The 21,086-nt window shown below is 40.5% G+C and carries 12 protein-coding genes and 1 tRNA gene; 5 read left to right on the plus strand and 8 right to left on the minus strand.

Annotated elements, in window-relative coordinates:
- Nucleotides 1–45 precede the first annotated feature (45 nt).
- Nucleotides 46–402, minus strand: a complete 357-nt coding sequence (locus ACWIB3_RS08050) for a bleomycin resistance protein (RefSeq protein ID WP_185218263.1) — start codon at nt 400–402, stop codon at nt 46–48.
- A gap of 376 nt (nt 403–778) precedes the next feature.
- Here ACWIB3_RS08050 and ACWIB3_RS08055 point away from each other — a divergent pair, with 376 nt between their 5' ends.
- From ACWIB3_RS08055 to ACWIB3_RS08065, 3 genes are all read left to right on the plus strand, one after another.
- Nucleotides 779–3,832, plus strand: a complete 3,054-nt coding sequence (locus ACWIB3_RS08055; RefSeq protein ID WP_185218264.1) for a SusC/RagA family TonB-linked outer membrane protein — start codon at nt 779–781, stop codon at nt 3,830–3,832.
- Between the two features lie 17 nt (nt 3,833–3,849).
- Nucleotides 3,850–5,472, plus strand: a complete 1,623-nt coding sequence (locus ACWIB3_RS08060) for a SusD/RagB family nutrient-binding outer membrane lipoprotein (RefSeq protein WP_454291328.1) — start codon at nt 3,850–3,852, stop codon at nt 5,470–5,472.
- 218 nt (nt 5,473–5,690) lie between these two features.
- Nucleotides 5,691–8,096, plus strand: a complete 2,406-nt coding sequence (locus tag ACWIB3_RS08065) for an ABC transporter permease (RefSeq protein WP_454291329.1) — start codon at nt 5,691–5,693, stop codon at nt 8,094–8,096.
- A gap of 48 nt (nt 8,097–8,144) precedes the next feature.
- On the opposite strand, the gene ACWIB3_RS08070 is transcribed toward ACWIB3_RS08065, so the two are convergent.
- Complete coding sequence (locus ACWIB3_RS08070; protein ID WP_454291330.1) at nt 8,145–9,428, minus strand: Gfo/Idh/MocA family protein; 1,284 nt, start codon at nt 9,426–9,428, stop codon at nt 8,145–8,147.
- Nucleotides 9,429–9,599: 171 nt separating this feature from the next.
- Between ACWIB3_RS08070 and ACWIB3_RS08075 the strand changes: the two genes are divergently transcribed.
- Nucleotides 9,600–10,277, plus strand: a complete 678-nt coding sequence (locus ACWIB3_RS08075; RefSeq protein WP_185210610.1) for a response regulator — start codon at nt 9,600–9,602, stop codon at nt 10,275–10,277.
- On the opposite strand, the gene ACWIB3_RS08080 is transcribed toward ACWIB3_RS08075, so the two are convergent.
- Entirely contained in the window at nt 10,274–12,193 is a 1,920-nt protein-coding gene (locus ACWIB3_RS08080) for a 7TM-DISM domain-containing protein (protein ID WP_454291331.1), read from the minus strand. The two genes, ACWIB3_RS08075 and ACWIB3_RS08080, sit on opposite strands and share 4 nt — an antisense overlap.
- A gap of 195 nt (nt 12,194–12,388) precedes the next feature.
- Between ACWIB3_RS08080 and ACWIB3_RS08085 the strand changes: the two genes are divergently transcribed.
- Complete coding sequence (locus tag ACWIB3_RS08085) at nt 12,389–13,183, plus strand: hypothetical protein (RefSeq protein WP_185210614.1); 795 nt, start codon at nt 12,389–12,391, stop codon at nt 13,181–13,183.
- Between the two features lie 44 nt (nt 13,184–13,227).
- Here ACWIB3_RS08085 and ACWIB3_RS08090 read toward each other — a convergent pair whose 3' ends face one another.
- From ACWIB3_RS08090 to ACWIB3_RS08110, 5 genes are all read right to left on the minus strand, one after another.
- Nucleotides 13,228–14,343 (minus strand): DUF4861 family protein, encoded by a 1,116-nt coding sequence (locus ACWIB3_RS08090; protein ID WP_454291332.1) that lies wholly within the window; start codon nt 14,341–14,343, stop codon nt 13,228–13,230.
- 59 nt (nt 14,344–14,402) lie between these two features.
- Nucleotides 14,403–15,020: a hypothetical protein gene (locus ACWIB3_RS08095; protein WP_454291333.1), complete on the minus strand. Its 618-nt coding sequence runs from the start codon at nt 15,018–15,020 to the stop codon at nt 14,403–14,405.
- Nucleotides 15,021–16,130: 1,110 nt separating this feature from the next.
- Nucleotides 16,131–16,204 (minus strand) — tRNA-Pro (locus ACWIB3_RS08100).
- A gap of 142 nt (nt 16,205–16,346) precedes the next feature.
- On the minus strand, nt 16,347–19,385 hold the full coding sequence (locus ACWIB3_RS08105) for a beta-L-arabinofuranosidase domain-containing protein (RefSeq protein WP_454291334.1): 3,039 nt from the start codon (nt 19,383–19,385) through the stop codon (nt 16,347–16,349).
- A 209-nt stretch (nt 19,386–19,594) separates the two neighbouring features.
- Nucleotides 19,595–21,079: a SusD/RagB family nutrient-binding outer membrane lipoprotein gene (locus tag ACWIB3_RS08110; protein ID WP_237219441.1), complete on the minus strand. Its 1,485-nt coding sequence runs from the start codon at nt 21,077–21,079 to the stop codon at nt 19,595–19,597.
- Nucleotides 21,080–21,086 lie beyond the last annotated feature (7 nt).

The following is a 21,086-nucleotide window of genomic DNA, read 5'->3' on the forward strand; positions in this document are numbered from 1 at the left end:
CAATCCGATGCCCTCAATTACCAATTGGTAAAAAATGAAAACAGATTAAATAGCTTGCCCAAAGGTAATTAGGTTACTGTCAGGATCGAGGATAGCGAATTCTTTCTGTCCCCAAGGTTTTTCCGTTAAGCTTCCATTAGGATGAATGTTGACGCCACGGTCAATCAATTCTTGGTAAAGCTCTTCGATATGGTTCACACGGATATAAACCTGACCATAATTTTCTTCGGGAACAAGATCCAAAAAGATAAAGAAATGAAGTTCTGCATCATCTTTTTTCAGGATCATATAGCTTTCAAAATTTGCAAAACCAATTTCTTGAAAACCTAATTGCTGAACGTAAAAGTCTTTGGTTACGGTCTTTACGCGCATGGGTAATTTGGGGCAAGCAGCTGTTAACATAATTGAATTATTTAATTGTTAAAATAAGTATAATTTTTGGAGTAGAGAGTTGGCCTTTTCTCTATTTTATCTTCAATATGAATAAATCACCATCCAAATTTCATACCATAATAGTTAATAATTTTACATCAATCGATAATATTTTTAAACATCAAAAAGCATAGGCTATAAAAAATGAGATGGAATAAAAATAGTTCAAAAAATAGAAATCTTTCTAATTGATTAACTATCAATTATATAATACTACCAACATCTGATATTCACCTATATTCAATAAGATTTAACATAATTAGACAAAATATATCCAAAATATGTTCGTTTTTGTATCAATTGTATCATTGCCGTTACAATGATATCTCATACTTAAACTTATATTATGTATAAAACACTAACCCATCTATTTTTATGGCTATTTGCTATACAATTATCTTATGGACAGGATCGAACAGTAAAAGGAAACGTTGTTGACGAACAGACGAAATCACCTATAGTCGGCGCGACAGTCCGTTTAGACGCCAGTAAAAAGGCAACCCAAACCGATGATTCCGGAGCTTTCAGTTTAGAAATTCCTGCAGGCGCTGTAAACCTGACCATCAGTGTGTTAGGCTATAACACAGTGAAACAGGCTATAACAGCAACAGACTCCGTTATTTCCATTTCCATGACCGCACAGACCGCAAGGATTGATGATGTCGTTGTCACGGCCTTGGGAGTACAGCGAAAATCAAAAAGTTTAACCTACTCTACCCAAACGGTTAAAGGGGAAGACCTGACCAAAGTCAAGGATGCAAATCCGATGAATAACTTGACAGGGAAGGTCTCTGGGATGCAGATCAACCGAAGTTCTTCGGGTATCGGAGGTTCGGTCAATATCGTCCTTCGCGGTTTTAAATCCAACCGGAACAACCAGCCACTTTATGTGATCGATGGTTTGCCGATTACCAATACAGGTGGATCGGGATCTGAAGGAGCATTTGGTGGCGGGCCAGACCGTGGAGATATCCTGAGTACCCTGAATGCAGATGATATCCTGAGCATCAACGTCTTGAAAGGAGCCTCTGCCTCTGCCCTTTACGGTAGCCAAGGTGCAAATGGTGCCATCATGATCACCACCAAAAAAGGTGCTGAAGGTAATCTGAAAATCGATGTATCCTCAAGCATTACCGCTGACCAAGCCTTCTACCTTCCGAAGTTACAATACCGCTATGGCCAGACAACAGAGGGATCAGAAGAGAGCTGGGGTGAGAAAGGTTCATTCCAAGATCCTGTAGATGGATTCTATAATACTGGAACAACTTTGATCAATACCGTTTCCTTGAGCGGAGGAACTGAAAAGATGCAGAACTATTTCTCTTATGGCAATACCACCAACAAAGGTATATTGCCAACCAATTCGTTTAATCAGCATTCAGCAACCTTTAGAAATTCCACTAATTTTTTCGATAATAAACTAACCTTCGACGGTAGTATGATGTACTCTAGACAGGATATCCACAACCGTCCAACATCTGGCTTGTACTTTAGCCCGATTGCCGGTCTTTATCTGTTCCCAAGAGGTTTGGATTTTGATAAATACAAAAACAATTATGAGTACCTATCCCCTACGCGGAATCTATACCTGCAGGATTGGTGGAATATCAATGCAGATGCAGGTTTGACGGGTACACACCATTCACAGAATCCATTTTGGGTATTGAACCGCAACCCAACATTCCAATTGCGTGACAATATCATTGCCCAAGGGCAATTGAAATATACCATCAACGATTGGTTATCAGTCAGTGCAAGAGGTACACTGAACAAGCGATGGGATAAATGGGAAAGACATGTCTATGCCGGTACGCAAGGTGTTCTTTCTGGAGAGAAAATAGAAGGTGTTTTAGATGATAATGGTCGATATACCCGTGACCAGACTGAAAGTACCGCTTTATATGGTGATTTACTCTTCATCGGTAACAAAACATTTGCCGAGGATTGGGACCTGAACTTTACAGCTGGAACTTCAATCAATGATACTAGATCCACAGGTTGGAACCTTGATCAGTTAAAACTAGCTGTGGCCAATAAGTTTTTATTGAGCAATATTTACAGGGATGCGCCAATCAATGTATTAAATGAATCCATCAGCAGGCGCCAGTTGCAATCGGTATTCGCGTCGACCAACTTGGGCTATAAGGACAGGATATTCTTGGATTTAACGGCACGTAACGATTGGGCTTCAACCCTAGCCAATACTCCGCAGGAGAAAAAAGGATACTTCTATTGGTCAGCAGGTTTATCGGCAGTGCTTTCGGACATGATCAAAATGCCAAGTTTTATTACCTACAGTAAATTAAGGTTGACCATGGCGGAAGTAGGAAATGATGTCGGAATTTACAGTACTATCCCGACAAACAGCCTGGCAACCGGTATTTTGAACGCAAATGTTTCAGGGCCTTACCAAGGATTACCTTTGCGTCCGGAGATCAGCAGAAGTTATGAAGTGGGCTATGAGGGAAGGTTTTGGAACGACCGCATCAATTTTGATTTGGCCCTTTACAAAACAAACACAAAGGATCAATATTTCTCATACGAAGCCCCAGTTGGACAGGTATTCACGACCGTTTTCCTAAATGCCGGAAATGTACAGAACAAGGGTATTGAGGCAGCCTTGGGTGTTGATGCAATCAAGAAGGATAACTTCAGTTGGAATACGTCTGTGAACTTCACGGCAAATCGCAATAAGATCCTGGAACTGGCACCCAAACTAGGCGAACGTTATTCTGTAGGCGGCAATTTCAATGTGCTTCGTTTAAATGGATCATTTGGAGATTTCTGGGCAAGGACCTTCTTGCGTGATGAGAATGGGGTGATGGTGGTTGATGATACCGGAAGGCCGCAGATTGGACCGGAAGGATATATTGGAAATAACAATCCTAAATCCATAGTTGGCTGGAACAATACCATCAATTACGGAAAATTCGGTTTAAGCTTTACGATAGATGCCCGATTTGGAGGTCAGGTCATCTCAGTGACCGATGGTTATTTGAACTCCTTCGGTGTCAGTGAGGTTAGTGCTGCAGCAAGGGACGCAGGAGGGTTGGATATCCCTGCCGTTAAACTGGACGGTACCCCTTGGTCAGGTAAAATCCCAGCACAGGCCTACTATAGCGCGGTGGGAAACAGAGATGGGATTATCGAAGGCCAGGTGTATGATGCAACAAATATCCGGATGCGTGAGATTTCATTGAGTTATGGTCTTCCTATCAAATGGAAAGGTGTAAAGAGCGCGTCCATATCATTGACGGGCAGAAACTTGTTTTTCTTCCGTAATGACGCACCATACGATCCCGAGCTCAACACCACAACCGGTGTAGGAGGACAGGGCTATGATAGTTTTGCCTTACCTGCTACCCGCAGTTATGGATTGAACCTTAAAGTATCCTTTTAATAACCAAGAGAAAAGAAATGAAGACATTAAAATCATATTATAAACTGTCAGGAATATTATTGAGCAGCCTTTTCCTGACGATGAGCTGCACCAAAGACTTTACGGAATTAAACACGAACCCTGCTGGGGTAACGGATGAAGAAGCCATGGGAGACTTTGCCTTGGTCGCTTCATTCCTTGCACAAGGACAACGAGCTATTCTTTCTGAAAATGTAGGTGAGTATCAAGTTTCAAACAACTTGACCAGCGATGCCTATGGCGGCTATTTTGGGGCTGAGGCGCCCTTTGTTGGGAATGCCAACAACCTGACCTATAGTTTAGTGCCAGGTTGGTATTCTTCCTTATGGGTTGACCGGTATATCCGAGCGATGAATCCCTTATCGAGAGTAGAGTTACTGACCAGGAACGACGAAAAAATGAAAGACATTTTTGCCTTTGCCAAAATATTGAAAGTGTCTGCCATGCATCGTACCTCCGATAAGGTTGGACCTATCATCTACAGTAAATACAATGCGCCAGATGAGAATGATCAGATCCATTATGACAATCAGCAGGATGCCTATAAAAACTTTTTTAAAGATCTGGATACCGCTACGACAATACTAAAAACCTACAAAGGCAAAGAGGTGTCTGCGGCCATGAAAAAGTCTGACTTGGCTTACACAGATAATAATTACGATCGCTGGTTGCGAATTGCCAACACCCTACGATTAAGACTTGCGCTTCGTATCGCATTCAAGGATGCTGCATTGGCTAAAACTGAAGGTGAAAAAGCCTTGAACCCTGAAAACGGAGGTTTATTGGAAGCCACAGCAGATAACTGCTTTATCAAATTAAGTACGGACCATCCATTGAACATCATTACGACCACATGGAGTGATACACGGATGCATGCCAGCATAGAAACATTTCTGGGCGGTTATAAAGACCCGCGTCTAGGAAAATTGTTCCAACCTGCTACGGACCCAGCGGTCAAAGGACAATTTAAAGGAATCCGTACCGGAATTGACATAGATGCAAAGAGCCGATATGATAACTATTCAAAATTACAGCCATTACCAAATAAGATGCAACTAATGGTATCCTCTGAGAGTTGGTTCTTAAAGGCAGAAGCGGCATTGAGAGGCTGGAGCAATGCAGGCAATGCCAAAACCAACTATGAAACTGGGATTGAAAGATCATTTGAAATGTACGGTTTGGGCGCACAGGCAACAGCTTACAAAAACAATGCTACCGACAAACCTATGCCTTACATCGATCCAAAAGCAATCAAGGCCGGACAGAACGATATCAAGGCTGGCTCTCCATATTTGAGCACCATCAGCATTGCTTGGAATGAAGGCGATAGCAAGGACAGGAAATTGGAAAGGATCATTACACAGAAATGGATTTCCATGTTCCCTGACGGAGATGAAGCTTGGGCAGAGTACCGCCGTTCGGGATATCCGATCTTGTTCCCAGTGGTGGTCAACTACAGTAACAACACGATCCCAACAGTCCCAGGAATAAGAAGGATGCCGTATCCGGAAAGAGAATACAACAGCAATAGTGCAGCAGTAAATGAGGCCGTGAAAATGCTGGGAGGGCCAGACAATGGCGGAACTCGGTTATGGTGGGATGTAGAAAACAAGAAATTATAGTAAATGATTCAGTGGTAATTTCAGGAGCGGAGAGGATTATTCCTTCTCCGCTTTTTTATTTCCGTTCATTATCGAACAAATAATGTCCGAAAATGAACAACTTAAGGACTAATCAAATCACAATTAATTGATTATAACCCAATTGATGCAATGGCAATAAAATTGCAAGCTGTTATCCATATCTATAGAACACAACTGCATCTGCTAAAATCTTAACAATGAATTGGAGCTATATAAAAATTGCTTGGCGAAATATCAGTAAGAAAAAACTTCAGAACATCATCAATTTAATCGGATTGATCTGTGGCATTACTTTCATCATGATCGTCGGTGCCTATATCTGGGATGCAAAGCAGGTGAATGCACATCTAAAAAACAAGGATCAGCAATATCTATTGCAGAGTTCATATAAAAAGGAGGGTTTAGGATTAGACATCACCACTGTGGGTGCACTTCCGAAAGCACTGGCTGAGGAGTATCCTCAACTTGTTAAGAATTACTACAGACTCGACGGCCTGACTTGTATTGTGTCCAATGGTACAGATAAGTTTGAAGAAGGGGCAAGTTTGGGCGACCCAAGCTTATTAGCCATGTTTGGATTTGAGCTCCATGCAGGAGATATTAATACGGCTTTAAAAGACCCTTTTTCATTGGTCATAACGGAAGCAGCCGCCATTAAATACTTCGGCAGAACCGATGCCCTTGGTGAACAATTATCCATTAGAAACTTCAATGGGGAAAAGCATGATTTTATGATAACTGGGATAATCAAACCAAGTTATCAAAACTCAGTCCTTGAATTAACCCCTGCCCTACGCAGTGATTTCTTTCTTCCTATTGCTTCTGAGAAATACTTTGGAAGGGACATTGATAACTGGGAAAATCCATACATCATTGGTTTCTTGGAATTACAGCAAAACGTATCTCCAGGGCAGCTCACTACAGCTATAAAAACCTTAGTCAGCAAACATACTGACAAGACTTTTGCAGACAATTATAGTCCGGATCTAAAACCGCTGAAGTCCTATTACCTGGAAAGCAATGATGGAGCTATTCAAAAAATGATTGATATCCTGCTTTACATTGCTGGGTTCATCCTATTGATGGCAATCATTAATTTTATCAATTTTAATCTTGGTCAAAATATAGGTCGTTTAAAAGAAATTGGAATCAGGAAAATAATGGGAGCCCAATCCAATCAGATAGCATCTTTATTGCTAACGGAATATGTAATTCTACTATGTTTGATTTTATTGATCTGCCTTCCATTGTATATCCTAGCCAAACCACTTTTTGAAAATATATTCATGCGCAGGCTACCGCAATTAACAGAATTGCCCTATTATTTCTATTTGGGTATTTTGTTATTTTCGATTTTGATCGGGTTAATTTCAGGCCTATACCCTGCTATCAAACTTTCAAGAAACAGCTTGTTAAATTCAGTAAAGCTTCAGTTTGACAAAGTAAAAAACAAACACAGCATTCGAAAAGCTTTGCTGTTCCTTCAGTTTACTACAGCAATAGTCATTTTGACTTCCACCATAATCATTGCCAGACAGATCCACTTATTTGTCAATAGCGATTTGGGATATAATAAAGAATATATCCTCACGGTCCAGACGACTCGAGATTGGAGCCCTGAAGGTGTTCGGAAAACCCAAACTATCCAGCAGGAATTGGAAAAACTAAATGAAATTGAAGATATCAGCTTATCCTATGAAACCCCAAATAATATAGTTGGGAAGGCAGAAATTGCATTGATGGATAAGTCTGATGAACCAATCAATTCTCAAATGATTATTTCAGATTCCAAATTTGCTGACACCTATCAAATCCCGATGCTGGCAGGTCAATTCTTTAGCTCCAACTTGGTAGATTCCATGGCCCCTCAAGAGGTGGTAATCAATCGAAAAGCGATGAATGTTTTAGGGTATGAGCATGCTGATGATATAATCGGCCGGAATTTAAGAATCAATGGATCAAATGACCCGATAAAAGTCGTTGGGATTACTGAAAATTTCATTCCCAACTCCATGCACAATCCAAATACTGCAATTATCTGGCTGAATGTGGCCCAGAATAATTATTATCGCTATTTCAATATCCGAATGAAACCAGGTTCCATTTCAAATTCTATTCAAAACATTGAGAAGAAATGGCATTTCCTAATGCCCGATGCTCCATTTGAATACCATTTCATGGAAGAAAATATCCGGAAAATGTATGAAACCGAACTGCAGTTGTACAGAGCTTCCATTTCAGCTACGGTTATTACTTTAATTATCGTTTGCTTAGGCATTATCGGTTTGGTCTCCTTATCAATCAGTGCGAGAAGTAAGGAAGTAGGCATGCGAAAAATATTGGGCGCAAAACTATCAGATCTGCTGGTCTTATTTTCAAAAGAATATTACCTGTTGTTTATAGCATCTGTCCTGACGGCAGTTCCTATCAGTTTCTTTATGATGAAGAAATGGTTAACCAATTACGAATTTAGAATTCAGATTTCTGCCTGGAACTACCTATTACCAATCCTTCTGCTTTTGGCATTATTGGCTGGATTAATCCTCTTCATCTTATATAGAAACGGAAGAGGTAATCCTATCCATAGGTTGAAGGAAGATTAATTAATAGATCAATAAAAAAGCCGGCTTGAACCGGCTTTTTTCATATTTCTATACCTTCGGGATTTGATACCCGTTATTGTATTTCGCTGCTAGATAGCCATTCGCTTCTTCATCCGTAAATTTCGCCTTATCCTTATCCCAATAGAGCTTCTTACCAATTCTGTAGGCAATATTCCCCATTTGGGACAAGATAGCAATATGAGCTCCAGCTTCCACAGGAGCATGTAAGATGCTCTTGTCCTTTGTGCGGATTGCGGTCACAAAGTTCTCCATATGTTTCTCCAAACCATTATCTTTTGAAGGTTGATGTGGCACTGCTTCCATCCTACCTTTCTCCGGAATGACTTCCCAGCCACCTCTATTCACCACCAAGGTACCATTGTTCCCAATAAACGAAACGCCATGATCTTTTCCATAAGGACCTAAATCAATACCTGTCGCTTGTTCCCATTGCAGGTAAAAGTCGTCAAATGCGAATACAGTAGTTAGGGAGTCCGGTGTTTCAGCGGCATCATCTGGATAAGCAAACTTACCGCCTGTTGCCATGATGGAGTTAGGGTTAGACACTTTCATACCGATCAAGGCAAAGTCCAACATATGCACACCCCAATCAGTCATCAGGCCACCTGCATAATCCCAGAACCACCTGAAATCAAAATGGAAGCGATTAGGATTGAATGGCCGCTTTGTTGCCGGACCTAACCATTTATCATAGTGCACTCCAGCTGGAGGAGCAGAATCTGGCTTTACAGGGATACTCTTCATCCAACCCTGATAAGCCCAAGCCTTGACAGACCTAATTTTCCCTAATTTGCCACTGTGCACAAAGTCCATCGCATCTCTAAAGTGCTGCTGACTACGTTGCCATTGTCCTACCTGTACAATCTTATCGTACTTTTTGTCCGCTGCCAACATCACTTCACACTCTTTGATGGAATTCCCCAAAGGCTTCTCCACGTACACATGCTTACCTGCCTTTACTGCATCGACCATCATCATGCAATGCCAATGATCGGGCGTTCCAACGATGACAGCGTCTACATTAGGATCTTTCAATAGATCCTTATATTCAATATATTTTTTGACCTTGATGTTTTTTTGTTCCAGTTCCGAGGATCTTTTGTTCAGCACATTTTCATCGACATCACATAAAGCAGTACAGGTAACATTATTTATTTTTAATATCGCATTCAGATTGGACCAACCCATGCCGTTTGTACCGATTAAACCTATACGCAAAGGGGTATTCTGATTAGCGAAAGCTTCCGTTCTAAAAAGCAAAGTCGAGGCGGCGAGCACGCCGGCACTCTTGAGAAAATCTTTTCTTTTCATTTATTGTTGTTGTTTTAGGTTTTAAAAAATTAGGTGTGTAATAAAAGTATTATTTACATTTCATCAAGATACAAAAAATCTGAAAAATTTAAGGCTATTTGATTTCAAAGAATTGACTGTTAGTAGTTAAGGATATTTTAGTATATTGTTATAAGCAAAAAAATGCACCCTATGGAAGAAAGTATCCCTTTTAAGCCGATAAACTTGCTTATTGTCGAGGACCAACAGATTATCGTGGATGGCTTGATCATGATCCTCAGCGGACACCCGAAATTTGGCGAAATCAATGCTTGCACAGATACCAAGGAGCTTTTGCATGCCATCGACACCTACAAACCCGATGTCATCTTAATGGACTTCAACATGCCCCATATGGATGGTATGCAATGTATTGAAGTGGTACTGGAAAGCAATCCAGACCAGAAAATACTGATGCTGACTGGTTATGATGACACCGAACTTATTCGTGAAGCGTTACGAAAAGGAGCTTTAGGCTATGTTCTGAAAAACATAGCAAAAGATGAATTGATCAAAGCTATCGTTGCCGTTAATGAAAGGAAGAGGCATCTGGACCAACAGGTACAGAACAAGGTCGTTGAAGCATTTTTAATGAATGAGGAGCATAATAAAGTCGAACAAACCAGCAATAAAGATGCTTTCAATCTATCGAATCGTGAAATTGAAATCTTGAAATTGATCGCTGAGGGTAAACCGAGCAGCAAGATAGCCGATCAACTCTTTATCAGTGCCAATACCGTAGATACCCACCGAAAAAACATCATGGCAAAATGTGGGGTCAAGAAAATAACAGAACTGATCACCTTTGCCAATAAGAATCAACTTCTTTAGCTTTTGAGAGGCAGGGTAATTGAAAAAAACGAACCTGCATCCAATTTGCTGTCTACTTCAAACTTTCCTCCAATTAACTGGGATCGGGTCAATATACTCTTTAGACCTAACCCTAACGTATTTTCAGGTTCATAAATAAATCCTTTCCCATTATCCTCCAGACTGATGATCAACTCCGATTCATTATCGATCAACTGAATATTGATTTCCGATGGCTGGGCATGCTTTACCATGTTGTTTAGCAACTCTTGGATGATCCTATAGATATGGACTTCCATGCTGGCCGATAGGTTTTTGGAATCATATTGCTGGTAAAGGTTGAACTTGATATTCGGGTAGCTCGATTTGATATGGTTGACCAGTTCCTGAATGGCGGATTTCAAGCCCAGTTTACTGAGCGAAATAGGCATCAGATTATGCGAAATGGTCCGGATATCAGCATTGACCCGATCGACATCCTGCATCAATCTTTGGATATCCTCAGCAGCCTTTGGACTATCCAGATGATCCTCAAGATGGGTCAGTTTCATTCGGATGGCTGACAACTGGACTCCAGAGCTGTCGTGCAGTTCTTGGGCTATCCGCTTCCGCTCCTGTTCCACCGTCGCCATCAAGAGCTTGGTGTCTTCTTCCTGCTTCTTACCCAGTTCCATCAACATGGCATTGTGCTGCTCATACATCTTCTTCAACCGCAGCATCATCAGGGTAAATACAATCAGGACCTCCCAGACCATAGACCAAAGCATCATGTTCTGAACGTGAATGGTCCATAGAAAAAATGGCACCTTGGAGATCACATCGAGCTCCAAATTGAAATAATACTGCCCAAGTTGTCTGATACTTGTAGTCAGGATCGTATAGGCATGAGGTGCAAAGGCAATCATAAACCAAATCGTTTCGGTCTTGTTCCTTTGCCGGGTCAACAATATTACCAATATGTACAAAATAATCCCACAGGTAATGGAGAACATAACCGTATTCAACTTTTGGATCAGAGAAAATATGGAGTGTGGGATCCATTGATAAAACATCGCAATAATGGTCAGCAGCAAAGAACATAAAACAAAAACCCAGAGTACCTTATCCAATCTCTTGACAAAACGACGGGTGACAAAATATTCCCGAAAAAAACTGACCCCAAAAATCAAATACAGGTTGGTGAAGATATAACTGGAGATATTTTGAACCGATGGATAATCTCCCCACAAATACTTATAGGAGAGTCCTAAATCGGAATAGATATAGCTGGCTCCAAAAAATATATAAAAGAAAAAAGCCCATTGCTTTCTTTCTTTGGTCAATACCAAGGTGATGCCCAAGATAAAAAGGAACGCTGTGGTAATGAAAAAGAAGTAGGAAATGGTTGTCGTTTCTTTTAGGTAATAAGCCTCCCGTTCATGTTTATCCCACAGCAATAAATTGAAATTGATGGCCGAATAGTCGGAATGAACCTTCACAAAGTAACTTCCAATTTCCAATGGTTCCAATTCTATGGAGAAGATCAGGTTTTGATGCTTAACCGTACGATTGGCAAAAGGATAACTGGAACCAAGGATCTTGACCAGTACAAAGCGATCTCCAATTTTTTTATACAAGGTCAGCGAATTGAGATTGGGATTGGTAAATTCTAAATATAGGTTTCTGGCAACAGAATCCTGATTAGCCAAATTGACCCGCACCCATAGGTTACCATCTACTTTTCCAAAATTATAAATGGGCTCCTGAAAGGGTTGAAATTGATTCTCAGCAGGAAGGCTATCGCTAGCAGTGTTATCATAGTAGTAGGCTGTAGAAGTGGAAATATTGAGGTGCTCGGTCGTATCAGGCAACAAAATGGTCTGCGCTTCCAATCGACTGGAAAACAAACTGAGGAGCAGACTAACTGCCAGTGTCCATATCAAACCATGCAGCTTCATTATCCTAATTTACAGTTTAATCCTGTAGAAAACCTAGCTAAAGCACTATAAAATAAGGCTATCTGACCGAATATCACCTTTTCAGGTTACTGAAATACACCAAAAAAGGGATTTGATTAAAATCCTCTTTTTGGATGTTTTATGCGGTTAAAATTTGTCGTCATTTTGAGTTAACAAATCAGAAAGGAGAAAAATATGAAAACCTTAAAAATAAAATCGCTCTTATTCGGCCTTGCTTTGATTGGCTTAAATTATCTTCAAAGTTCTTGTAGCCGCTATTACTATCAGCCCAATGCGGTGAATGCTCCAATGATGAAAGAAAAAGGAGATTTAAAAATTGGGATATCAGGAACCACAAGCTCTGAGGATCTGAACGGTACCAATACCAGTTCATCCATTATCAATCTGCAAACAGCCTACTCACCCATCAAACATTTAGGTGTGATGGTCAATTACTCCAATTACAATTACAACTTTAATGAGGAAGATCCATCAATAGGAAATGTGGATGCCCATGCGGGGCTATTTGAAGGTGGCGTCGGTGGTTATTATCCCATTATTGCCCGTGAAAATGGATTTGGTCTGATTGCCGATACTTATGTTGGATACGGCGGAGGTAAATTGAGCAGTGACGTGAACATGAATTTTAACCGGACCTTTATCCAACCAGGTATAAACCTTACTTTTCCATATTTTGATGTAGGTCTAGCGACTAGGATTTCAGGTATCAAATACAGTAATTTTGACGCCAATGGCATGACCCCTGAATATATCACCGAACATAAATTGGACAATATCACAGATAAAAGACATTATTTCTTTGAACCGGCATTTACCTTAAGGGCAGGATATAAATTTGTCAAGGCAGAATTGCAGGTCGTGGGAAGTACCCCAATGAGTGAGATTGATTGGGAAAGCAAAGGAACAGTTGTCACCTTCGGGATCCATTTCTCCTTGATGGATGCTATAAAATTTGCAAAAGATAGATAGTGAATCATCCAAAAATAACGGAGCAAATGTTTGCTCCGTTATTTTTATTTAAGCACCCACTTTAAGGATTTCTTTATCTTTTCATACTCCGCTTCAACAGCCTTATTCCATTCTTCAGCTGTGGTTACCTTTCCAGCTCGATTCCAAACCGCACCATTGTAATACACAAAATCTTCATCGTTCCTAGCCTCGCTTGATAGCAAGAATTGCTCAGGCCTTCCGGAATCTAAAATGACCTTTTGCTTTGGGATGATGACCGCTATTCCGGTCTGTCCATTATTTGCAATTTCCGGCTCCCAATAGGCCAATGTTTCATTTTTTTGCCCAACTGCAATTTTTGGCTGATCTTCTTTCCGTTTAGCAACCCCGATCGCAATTGCAGTGTTACTGGCTTTACTATTTTGAACCTGCAACACTATTTTATTGAAATTACTGCCCGCATCCAAGCTTATTATCTTATTCAATTTCACTTCCTGCCCTTCCAACTCCTCTGGATCATACTCCAATTTAAAGGTGGTCCTTAAGGGTCCGTTATCCAAGATCTGGTATCGACGATAATGCTTTGTAAATTTCAAACCTTTATTGGAAAGTAAAGCTACATCTCCTGCACCAAGCGTTTGCCCCACGGTATAATAATCCATTCCTTCCCCGTTATCCTGATGGTAGTTTTCTACCTTATACCATTTATTTATGATCAATTTATCGGTTCTCTTCGCCCAATAGTCCATCCCTTGACCATCATCTTTTCTGCCTTCCAATGCCTTTCCATATAAGCGGAAAGCCACGACATCATTTTCCCAAGCAAAATCATCAAAACGTTCAGGCACATAGCGAGCAAAGGTTTTTGGTTCTATCACAGTTCCTGCTTCTTTGTCTAGCTTATATTTTATGGTAGTCAGGGCAGGAAGCTCCACTTGGATCAGTACATTCACAGGAATGTCAGCACCCAATCTTTCTAATTGAAAGGGAACATGCTGATTGCTTTCATCGAGAATACTAAAGACCGTATCGACCTTAAAATGTTCCTTAAATTTTTGAAATGGAATGGAAATCAGTTCTTTTCTAGGATGCTTACTTGGATTTTTCACCTCAATATATTGGGCATGGCTAATTGCCAAACAGTGTATTATGATTAGGCAAGTCAATAGGAATCTCTTCATAGCTACTAATTTCAGAAAATGAATCTATCGAAAAAAGAGATATTTTACCCCAACCCTCCTCAAATCGCCTGAATGCTTTTGATATTTACACCATTGAAGCACCCATCTTGACAATTGCCCTCAACATAACCAGCTAAGGAAATCATACCGTTGTTTTTAGTTTCAAAATACAGCACTGCATTTTTACGCTTGATTATCCAATCCGTTTCTGCTAATTTATAAATTTCATCTAGGGTCCTGATTTGGGATGCATACCCTACTTTTGCACCTAATTTCCCAAGATTATTTTCGTTTTCGGTCCACTGTAAGAATTCAAGAAGTGTTATACCCTCCTTTTTTAATTGTTCCTCAAATTCTATCCCCTTTTTCTTAAGGATCTCATCTAGCTCATTCGATGTCCAGCCATTTGCCGGCAATTGCACAGATTCAAACGCAGTAAAATAAAACTCGCGTTTTACAACCTTTCCAGACTTAATCGTCAGCTTTGTCTCCCAAGAATATCCAAAATATGAATTCCCCGTAACAATGTAAAAGTAGCTGTTGTTGCTGTTCGCTTTAAACTTCTGAAAAACATCATAACTGTCCTTAAATTCAGATTCATATTTAAGATCTGACTTCTCACAGGATAAAAATAAAAAAGGAATCAGCAAGGAAATAATAATTGATTTAATTCGCATAACTTTAAATTTTTAGGTGTATAAACATTAGTTTTAAACTAAAACGAAAGACGGATAGATTTTGCCACAGGGAATCAAAAAAACTACTCCAAGTTGAGGTCTTTTGATTTCTGGATTTTTATTAGGGGGAGTGTGTTAATTCAACACACATCGGCATGGAAGAAAATTACTGCATTTCATTTTGACCTTATTCGAGACACATTCGGAATTTTCGCAAGATGTATAAATTGATATCCAAAAAATGTTCAAAAAATATTCGAATAATTGCTAAATGAATAGCAAATTTTGTAAGGGAAATCGTCTAAATAAAACGAGAAAATTTCTGGGCATTTCCCGAATATGTCTCGAATGAGACTCGAATGGAAGTAAGATGATTGGGTAAGTTTTATTGAAAGAGATAAGGGGATGGTCGGATGGAAGATGTGAAAGATATTTTTTCGTTTTTTAAAAGGTCAAACCTTTCTAATTTACCTTAAATATCTGAATACTATTTTTAAAGTTCCTAGTCATTGATGGATTCTGAAGGATTAGAAATTGACATTCTTGTCAATAAAAACATTTGTGCTTCAGTAAATCTAGCCTTATGGCAACCCCAACCTAGACGGCAGAAATAATCTAAACACTAAATACTCTCTACTAAATACTACGAAACCACGGTTCGAATCTGCCACACCCGAACACAAAAAAAGCCCAACCTAAGTCGAGCGTAAACTCCATTATTATACTTTAATAGCACAGCAAAAAGGCTCTAAATACTAAATACTCTCTACTAAATACTACGCAAGGATGGCAGGATTGCTTCAGCCCCACAGACCCCAAACTCTAACCCTGAAGCTCCTTCGGATCGAACCACGGTTCGAATCTGCCACACCCGAACACAAAAAAAGCCCGACCTAAGTCGAGCGTAAACTCCATTATATACTTTAATAGCACAGCAGAAAGGCTCTAAATACTAAATACTCTCTACTAAATACTACGCAAGGGTGGCAGGATTGCTTCAGCCCCACAAGCCCCAAACTCTAACCCTGAAGCTCCTTCGGATCGAACCACGGTTCGAATCTGCCACACCCGAACACAAAAAAAGCCCGACCTAAGTCGAGCTTTTTTGTGTCGGGGTGGCAGGATTCGAACCTACGACCTCCACATCCCAAATGTGGCGCGATACCGGGCTACGCTACACCCCGAAAAGGTATCACCTTTGATTTTGTGTGGCACAAATATAAGGGGATATTTTTTAAATCCAATACCTTAAATAATTTTTCTGTGTAACCCATTGACTATTTGATGGATATTTTTAAAATCCATCGTAAAAAGCAGATAAAAAGACTATTTTAAGGTCACATCCAAATACACTGAATGACGGCCATACATATCATAGAACGGTTTATAAACCACGCCGTCAATCTGGAATTCCAACTTCTCAGGATTGCCACTGATGGATTTTCCTAAATCCTTTGCGTCTAAGGTTACCTTCCTCCACTCCTTTTGAGGTTCGGTTTCTTGTGCCGCCAATAGAATTGGACCATAGAATAAACTCGCAATATTGGGTTGATCCATGACCGGATCCAAATGGAAGTCAAATGGCATGGTCAATTCTATGTTATCGCCATTTTTCCAGTCCCTTTCAATTGCAAGATAAGTACCGGGCTTAGCTTCCACTTTTTGATCTTGACCGTTAATCTTCACAAAGAATCCTTTTGTTGCCCAATTAGGTACACGAACATTTACTGCAAACCTGCCATTTCCCTTGATGTCCAAGCGGGTGCTATTTTGTTTAGGATAGCTGGTAATCTGCGTTAAAGTGATCCCTTTCTCCTCCCAGTTCAGGGTAGATGGAATAAACAGATTCACATAAAGTGCATTATTGTCCTTACTTCTAAAATAGATCGTATTCTGCAATTTTGTACTGCTTTCGATTGCGGTACCATTACAACAGGTAAATCCTTTCATGTCGGGGTTACCAAATTGCTTGTTTGCTCCCGGTCTCAAGGATACGTGGTAGGTATTTGCAGGGCTGTTTTCAGCTACTGAAGCCAAGATATGGTTATAGAGCCCTCTTTCATAATAATCCATGAGTTCTGCGCGCTGATCGAAGCGGAACAGATCACTGGTTAATTTCAACATGTTGTAGGTAGCACAGGTTTCATTCTGCCCACCAGCTGAAAAACCGTTCTCATATAGTGTAGCTGGCTGGCTGATAAAGCACTCTGCATTTGCAGGGTTTCGTGCTCCTGCCACACCACCAATGCTGTACATATAGTCATTGACGGCCTTGTACCAAAAGTTATCCGCAATCTTGAAATAATTCGGATCATTGGAAGCTTTGTACATTTCAATACTTCCTACAATCTGAGGAATATGCTGGTTGGCATGTAATCCACGGAAGGTATCTACGTTCTTTGCTAGGCCATGTGAATGTTCAGGATCACCATAGAACATTTTGATATTATCGAATAACTGGGCCGTAGCAAAGAAATGAGGGTTCTTCGTGATCTCATACAACCTCGCCATGGATTCATTCATCCCTCCAAACTCACCTGCGATATAGGTGTTCCACATTTTGATCAGGTTATCCTTCGGAATCTTATTCAAGCGTTTATAAACCCACTCGCCCATTCCTTCGGCTACCTGAAGCGCTTTTTTATTTCCAGAAACCTGATGGATATCAATAAGTCCAGCCAATATCTTGTGCAGGGTATAATAGGGTGCCCAAACCTGGGTAACCTTGGTGCCATAAGTAGCTCCATTCTCCAGCATGATGAATTGATCCGGTGGATAGGCACTGATAAATCCTTCGCCCCAGTTCCAATAATCGGTACGGATACCAGCTTCTGTTAAATCAGAATCAAAAGCGGTTTTGCCTGGGCCAACTGGTATGGCAGTGGGGTCTGAAACATGTTCGCCTCCATTGCCTTTAGCTTTTCCAGACAACTGAGCTAAATCATACAAAGTATTCACCATGTAGTCCATTTTTTGGGCAAAGTTATCCTGTAGAGTCTTATCATAGGCGGTACTCGCATAGGCCTGAGCAATAGCAGTCAAATAGTGTCCTGTGGCATGTCCGCGGAGTTTGGTATCCTGACTGTCCCACACCCCTAAAGGAATGGCTCCAGCAGGCTGTTTCTGGCCAAAGGCATGGCGAAACATGTACAAGAAAGAGTTTGGGTCGGTGTTGGCTAAAGTATTGACGAACTTATCACGGTTTTCGATAAATTTAGTTTCTTCATTATAGCTATCCGCATTCAATGATACCTGGCTCAGTTCAAAAGGCAATAGTTTCTCGGATGGGGTATTGCTGTCAGCAAAGCCCTTCACCGTTACAAAAGCTTTCGGTTGTAAGGCTGTTCCTGGAATCCGCCCAGTTACCACATATTCTCCGGCTTTCAATACCGCATCGTTATCAATATCTGCTGGCCATAGAACACGAACCTTCGGTCCTTGAAAACCTTCTTTATACTCACCCTCCACGAAAGAAGGCAATCGAGGAAGCTCACCCAATGCAGTCTCCACGTTAACGTCCGAAACTTTAAGCAAATACTGGTTATAAAGCTGTGCTTTTGTCAATTCATAGGTCGGAAGATCATCTTCTGCCTTTCCCATTGTTTTCTTGTCCTCACGAACGGCATTCTGACCGTTAAAATAGATTCCCGAAACCTGTTTTTTGGTCAGGGCAACTCTATAGATTCGGAAATCATGAACTAACGCATTTAAAGTAGACCCATCAGCTGACAAGGATTTCCCGATATTGAACTTTCCAGAGGGTTCAAACAACTTGGCAATTTCTTTAGGGATTTCATTGCCTTCAGCGACCTGTTTTCCATCTAGATAAGTAATGATGTTTTTCGAAAATACATCGACTACAATTGCAACATGTAGCCATTTATTCAATGCAGGGACTGCTGCAATGGCTCCGCCTTTATTTTCTCCTTGCTCGGTGATCAATGCCTGAAAACCCTTTTGAGAGGAAGTCCCAAAAGGTGCAGCAAAGAAATGTTGGTTATTATCCTTTCCAAAGTCAAAGATATACTGTCCTGATCCGTCCGATTTCAAGGAAAGCCAAACCGAAATACTTAAGGACTCCAAGCCGTTTAAGGTCCCAGCAGGCAAGGTCAGATAATCATCCTTTCCTCCAGAAAGTGAAAGCACATTGCCGAACTTTTCATCTTTAATGAATTTGGGCTGGTTGTTTTTCGAATTGGCATGCAAGCCATTCCTTGACCAATCCTTGAGATTACCATCAAACACATACCGTGCGATCATGCCAGTTTCACCGATTCCATCCAATATCTGATCCCCCGACTCTTGAGCTACCAACAGGTTAACTCCGCCAATCCAAACGATCAACAACCCAAATATCTTTGCCATGCTATTTGTAAGACCCATAAAAATTCTTGAATACTTAAATAAATAATGTTTTTCCTGATCTAGATTTCTCAGATTTTAAAGTTGGAAAAAAACTTCCTATATCTTCAATCCCTTTTTAGCCAGTATTTACAGGATTTTAACTTCCGTAAAAAACAAAAGAGCCATCCGTTGATGGCTCTTTCTAGGTTTAGGTTTTTGTTTAACAATAATTAAAATTTTCCAGTTCTTTTATCCCACCACATCTGTTCACCCCAAACAAAATCTTTCAGTTTTTCTGCTTCTTTATTTACATTGGCTGCATTATAAAGGTATTCATTGTTTGGATATGGTAATCGGAATGGCTGATCGTTATGCGCTTTGCCATAAATAGAGTTCAATGAAGGGTAATTGGTAGACGGAATACCGGTACGACGGTACAGGGTCCATGCTTCGAAATTATTCTTGAACAAGGCTACCCACATATCCCAATAGATACGGTCTTTCGTATTATTCCATTTTCCTTTGCCAGCCAAATATTTCACGATATCAGCTTCTGCAATCTGGTTGTCTTCCATAGAAATCCTGACTGCTTTTTCATAAGCCTGTTGAGCGGTCATTTTAACATTATAACCAAGCATCGCAGCTTCAGCTAGGATATAAAAAGTCTCAGAAGATTTATAGAATGGCGTAAATCCAACGGGATCGTTCATGTATTTATCACCAATGAATGAAATGGAAGTTAAGGGAGTAGGTCCGCTTTTCGCTCCATTTTGATAGCCACGATAAACTCCATCGGAGGTTTTGTTTGCTACTTTGGCAATCCTTGGATCTTCTGTTTCCAATAAATGATCGATAAAAATATCAGCCATCCCAAAATTGTCTATACGCTTGCCTACGATACCGTTGTTATACCAAGGTTCGTAATATGGAGCTGCTCCAGGATATTTAAGGTAACAGTTCTCGGCATTGGTTTCCAAAACGGGGTATTTGGTTGAATTGCCTGCAATCTCTTCAATGGTCGATTTGGCTAATGCTGGAGCCACCCCCGAAATACGCATGGCAAGGCGAAGACGAAGGGAATTACAGAACTTCTGCCATTTTTCCATATCACCTTCATAGATGAAATCGCCGGCACCCAGCTCATCTGTCCCTAATCCTGCCGCCATTTCATCAGCAATGGTTTTTAAGTCCTGCAAAATCTTAGGATAAATATCCTCTTGCTTATCATAGGCAGCCTTTAGGATATTGCCCTTATCTTCCGCCCCTTTCAAGGCCTCTGAATAGGGAACATTACGCCATCCATCGGTCAAATAGGACCACATATAATTTTGCCAAATACGGGACACAAAACGGATGTTTTTAAAACCATCCGGACTTGCATCGGTTAATTTCATCAGTTCCTGCAACTGCGTGTTGTTATAATAACATGCCGCCCATCTATTTCCGAAGGTATTATTGGTAGGGACCAATCCCCCCATATAGTCCATATACTGGATCTTCACGATATAACCTGCAAAAGTACCGTAGCCATCCACATCACCCCCAAAAGATTCACCGGTATTGCGCAATACATTGGCCAAGATATTGGTTGGCGGCACCTCGGTCAGCGCATCAGGATCAGTGTTGACTTCTTCAAAAGATTTGGTACAACTAGATGTTGCCAGCCCTATCATCAAAAAGCAAGCAATTGTATATCTATTAAATTTAATTCTCATGATTTCT

It is taken from the genome of Sphingobacterium sp. NPDC055431 (genome assembly GCF_053644255.1).

Bases quoted from the DNA above. Each gene is read 5' to 3' on its own strand.
- ACWIB3_RS08050 (WP_185218263.1), bottom strand. From the start codon at position 402: ATGTTAACAGCTGCTTGCCCCAAATTACCCATGCGCGTAAAGACCGTA.
- ACWIB3_RS08055 (WP_185218264.1), top strand. From the start codon at position 779: ATGTATAAAACACTAACCCATCTATTTTTATGGCTATTTGCTATACAA.
- ACWIB3_RS08060 (WP_454291328.1), top strand. From the start codon at position 3,850: ATGAAGACATTAAAATCATATTATAAACTGTCAGGAATATTATTGAGC.
- ACWIB3_RS08065 (WP_454291329.1), top strand. From the start codon at position 5,691: ATGAATTGGAGCTATATAAAAATTGCTTGGCGAAATATCAGTAAGAAA.
- ACWIB3_RS08070 (WP_454291330.1), bottom strand. From the start codon at position 9,428: ATGAAAAGAAAAGATTTTCTCAAGAGTGCCGGCGTGCTCGCCGCCTCG.
- ACWIB3_RS08075 (WP_185210610.1), top strand. From the start codon at position 9,600: ATGGAAGAAAGTATCCCTTTTAAGCCGATAAACTTGCTTATTGTCGAG.
- ACWIB3_RS08080 (WP_454291331.1), bottom strand. From the start codon at position 12,193: ATGAAGCTGCATGGTTTGATATGGACACTGGCAGTTAGTCTGCTCCTC.
- ACWIB3_RS08085 (WP_185210614.1), top strand. From the start codon at position 12,389: ATGAAAACCTTAAAAATAAAATCGCTCTTATTCGGCCTTGCTTTGATT.
- ACWIB3_RS08090 (WP_454291332.1), bottom strand. From the start codon at position 14,343: ATGAAGAGATTCCTATTGACTTGCCTAATCATAATACACTGTTTGGCA.
- ACWIB3_RS08095 (WP_454291333.1), bottom strand. From the start codon at position 15,020: ATGCGAATTAAATCAATTATTATTTCCTTGCTGATTCCTTTTTTATTT.
- ACWIB3_RS08105 (WP_454291334.1), bottom strand. From the start codon at position 19,385: ATGGCAAAGATATTTGGGTTGTTGATCGTTTGGATTGGCGGAGTTAAC.
- ACWIB3_RS08110 (WP_237219441.1), bottom strand. From the start codon at position 21,079: ATGAGAATTAAATTTAATAGATATACAATTGCTTGCTTTTTGATGATA.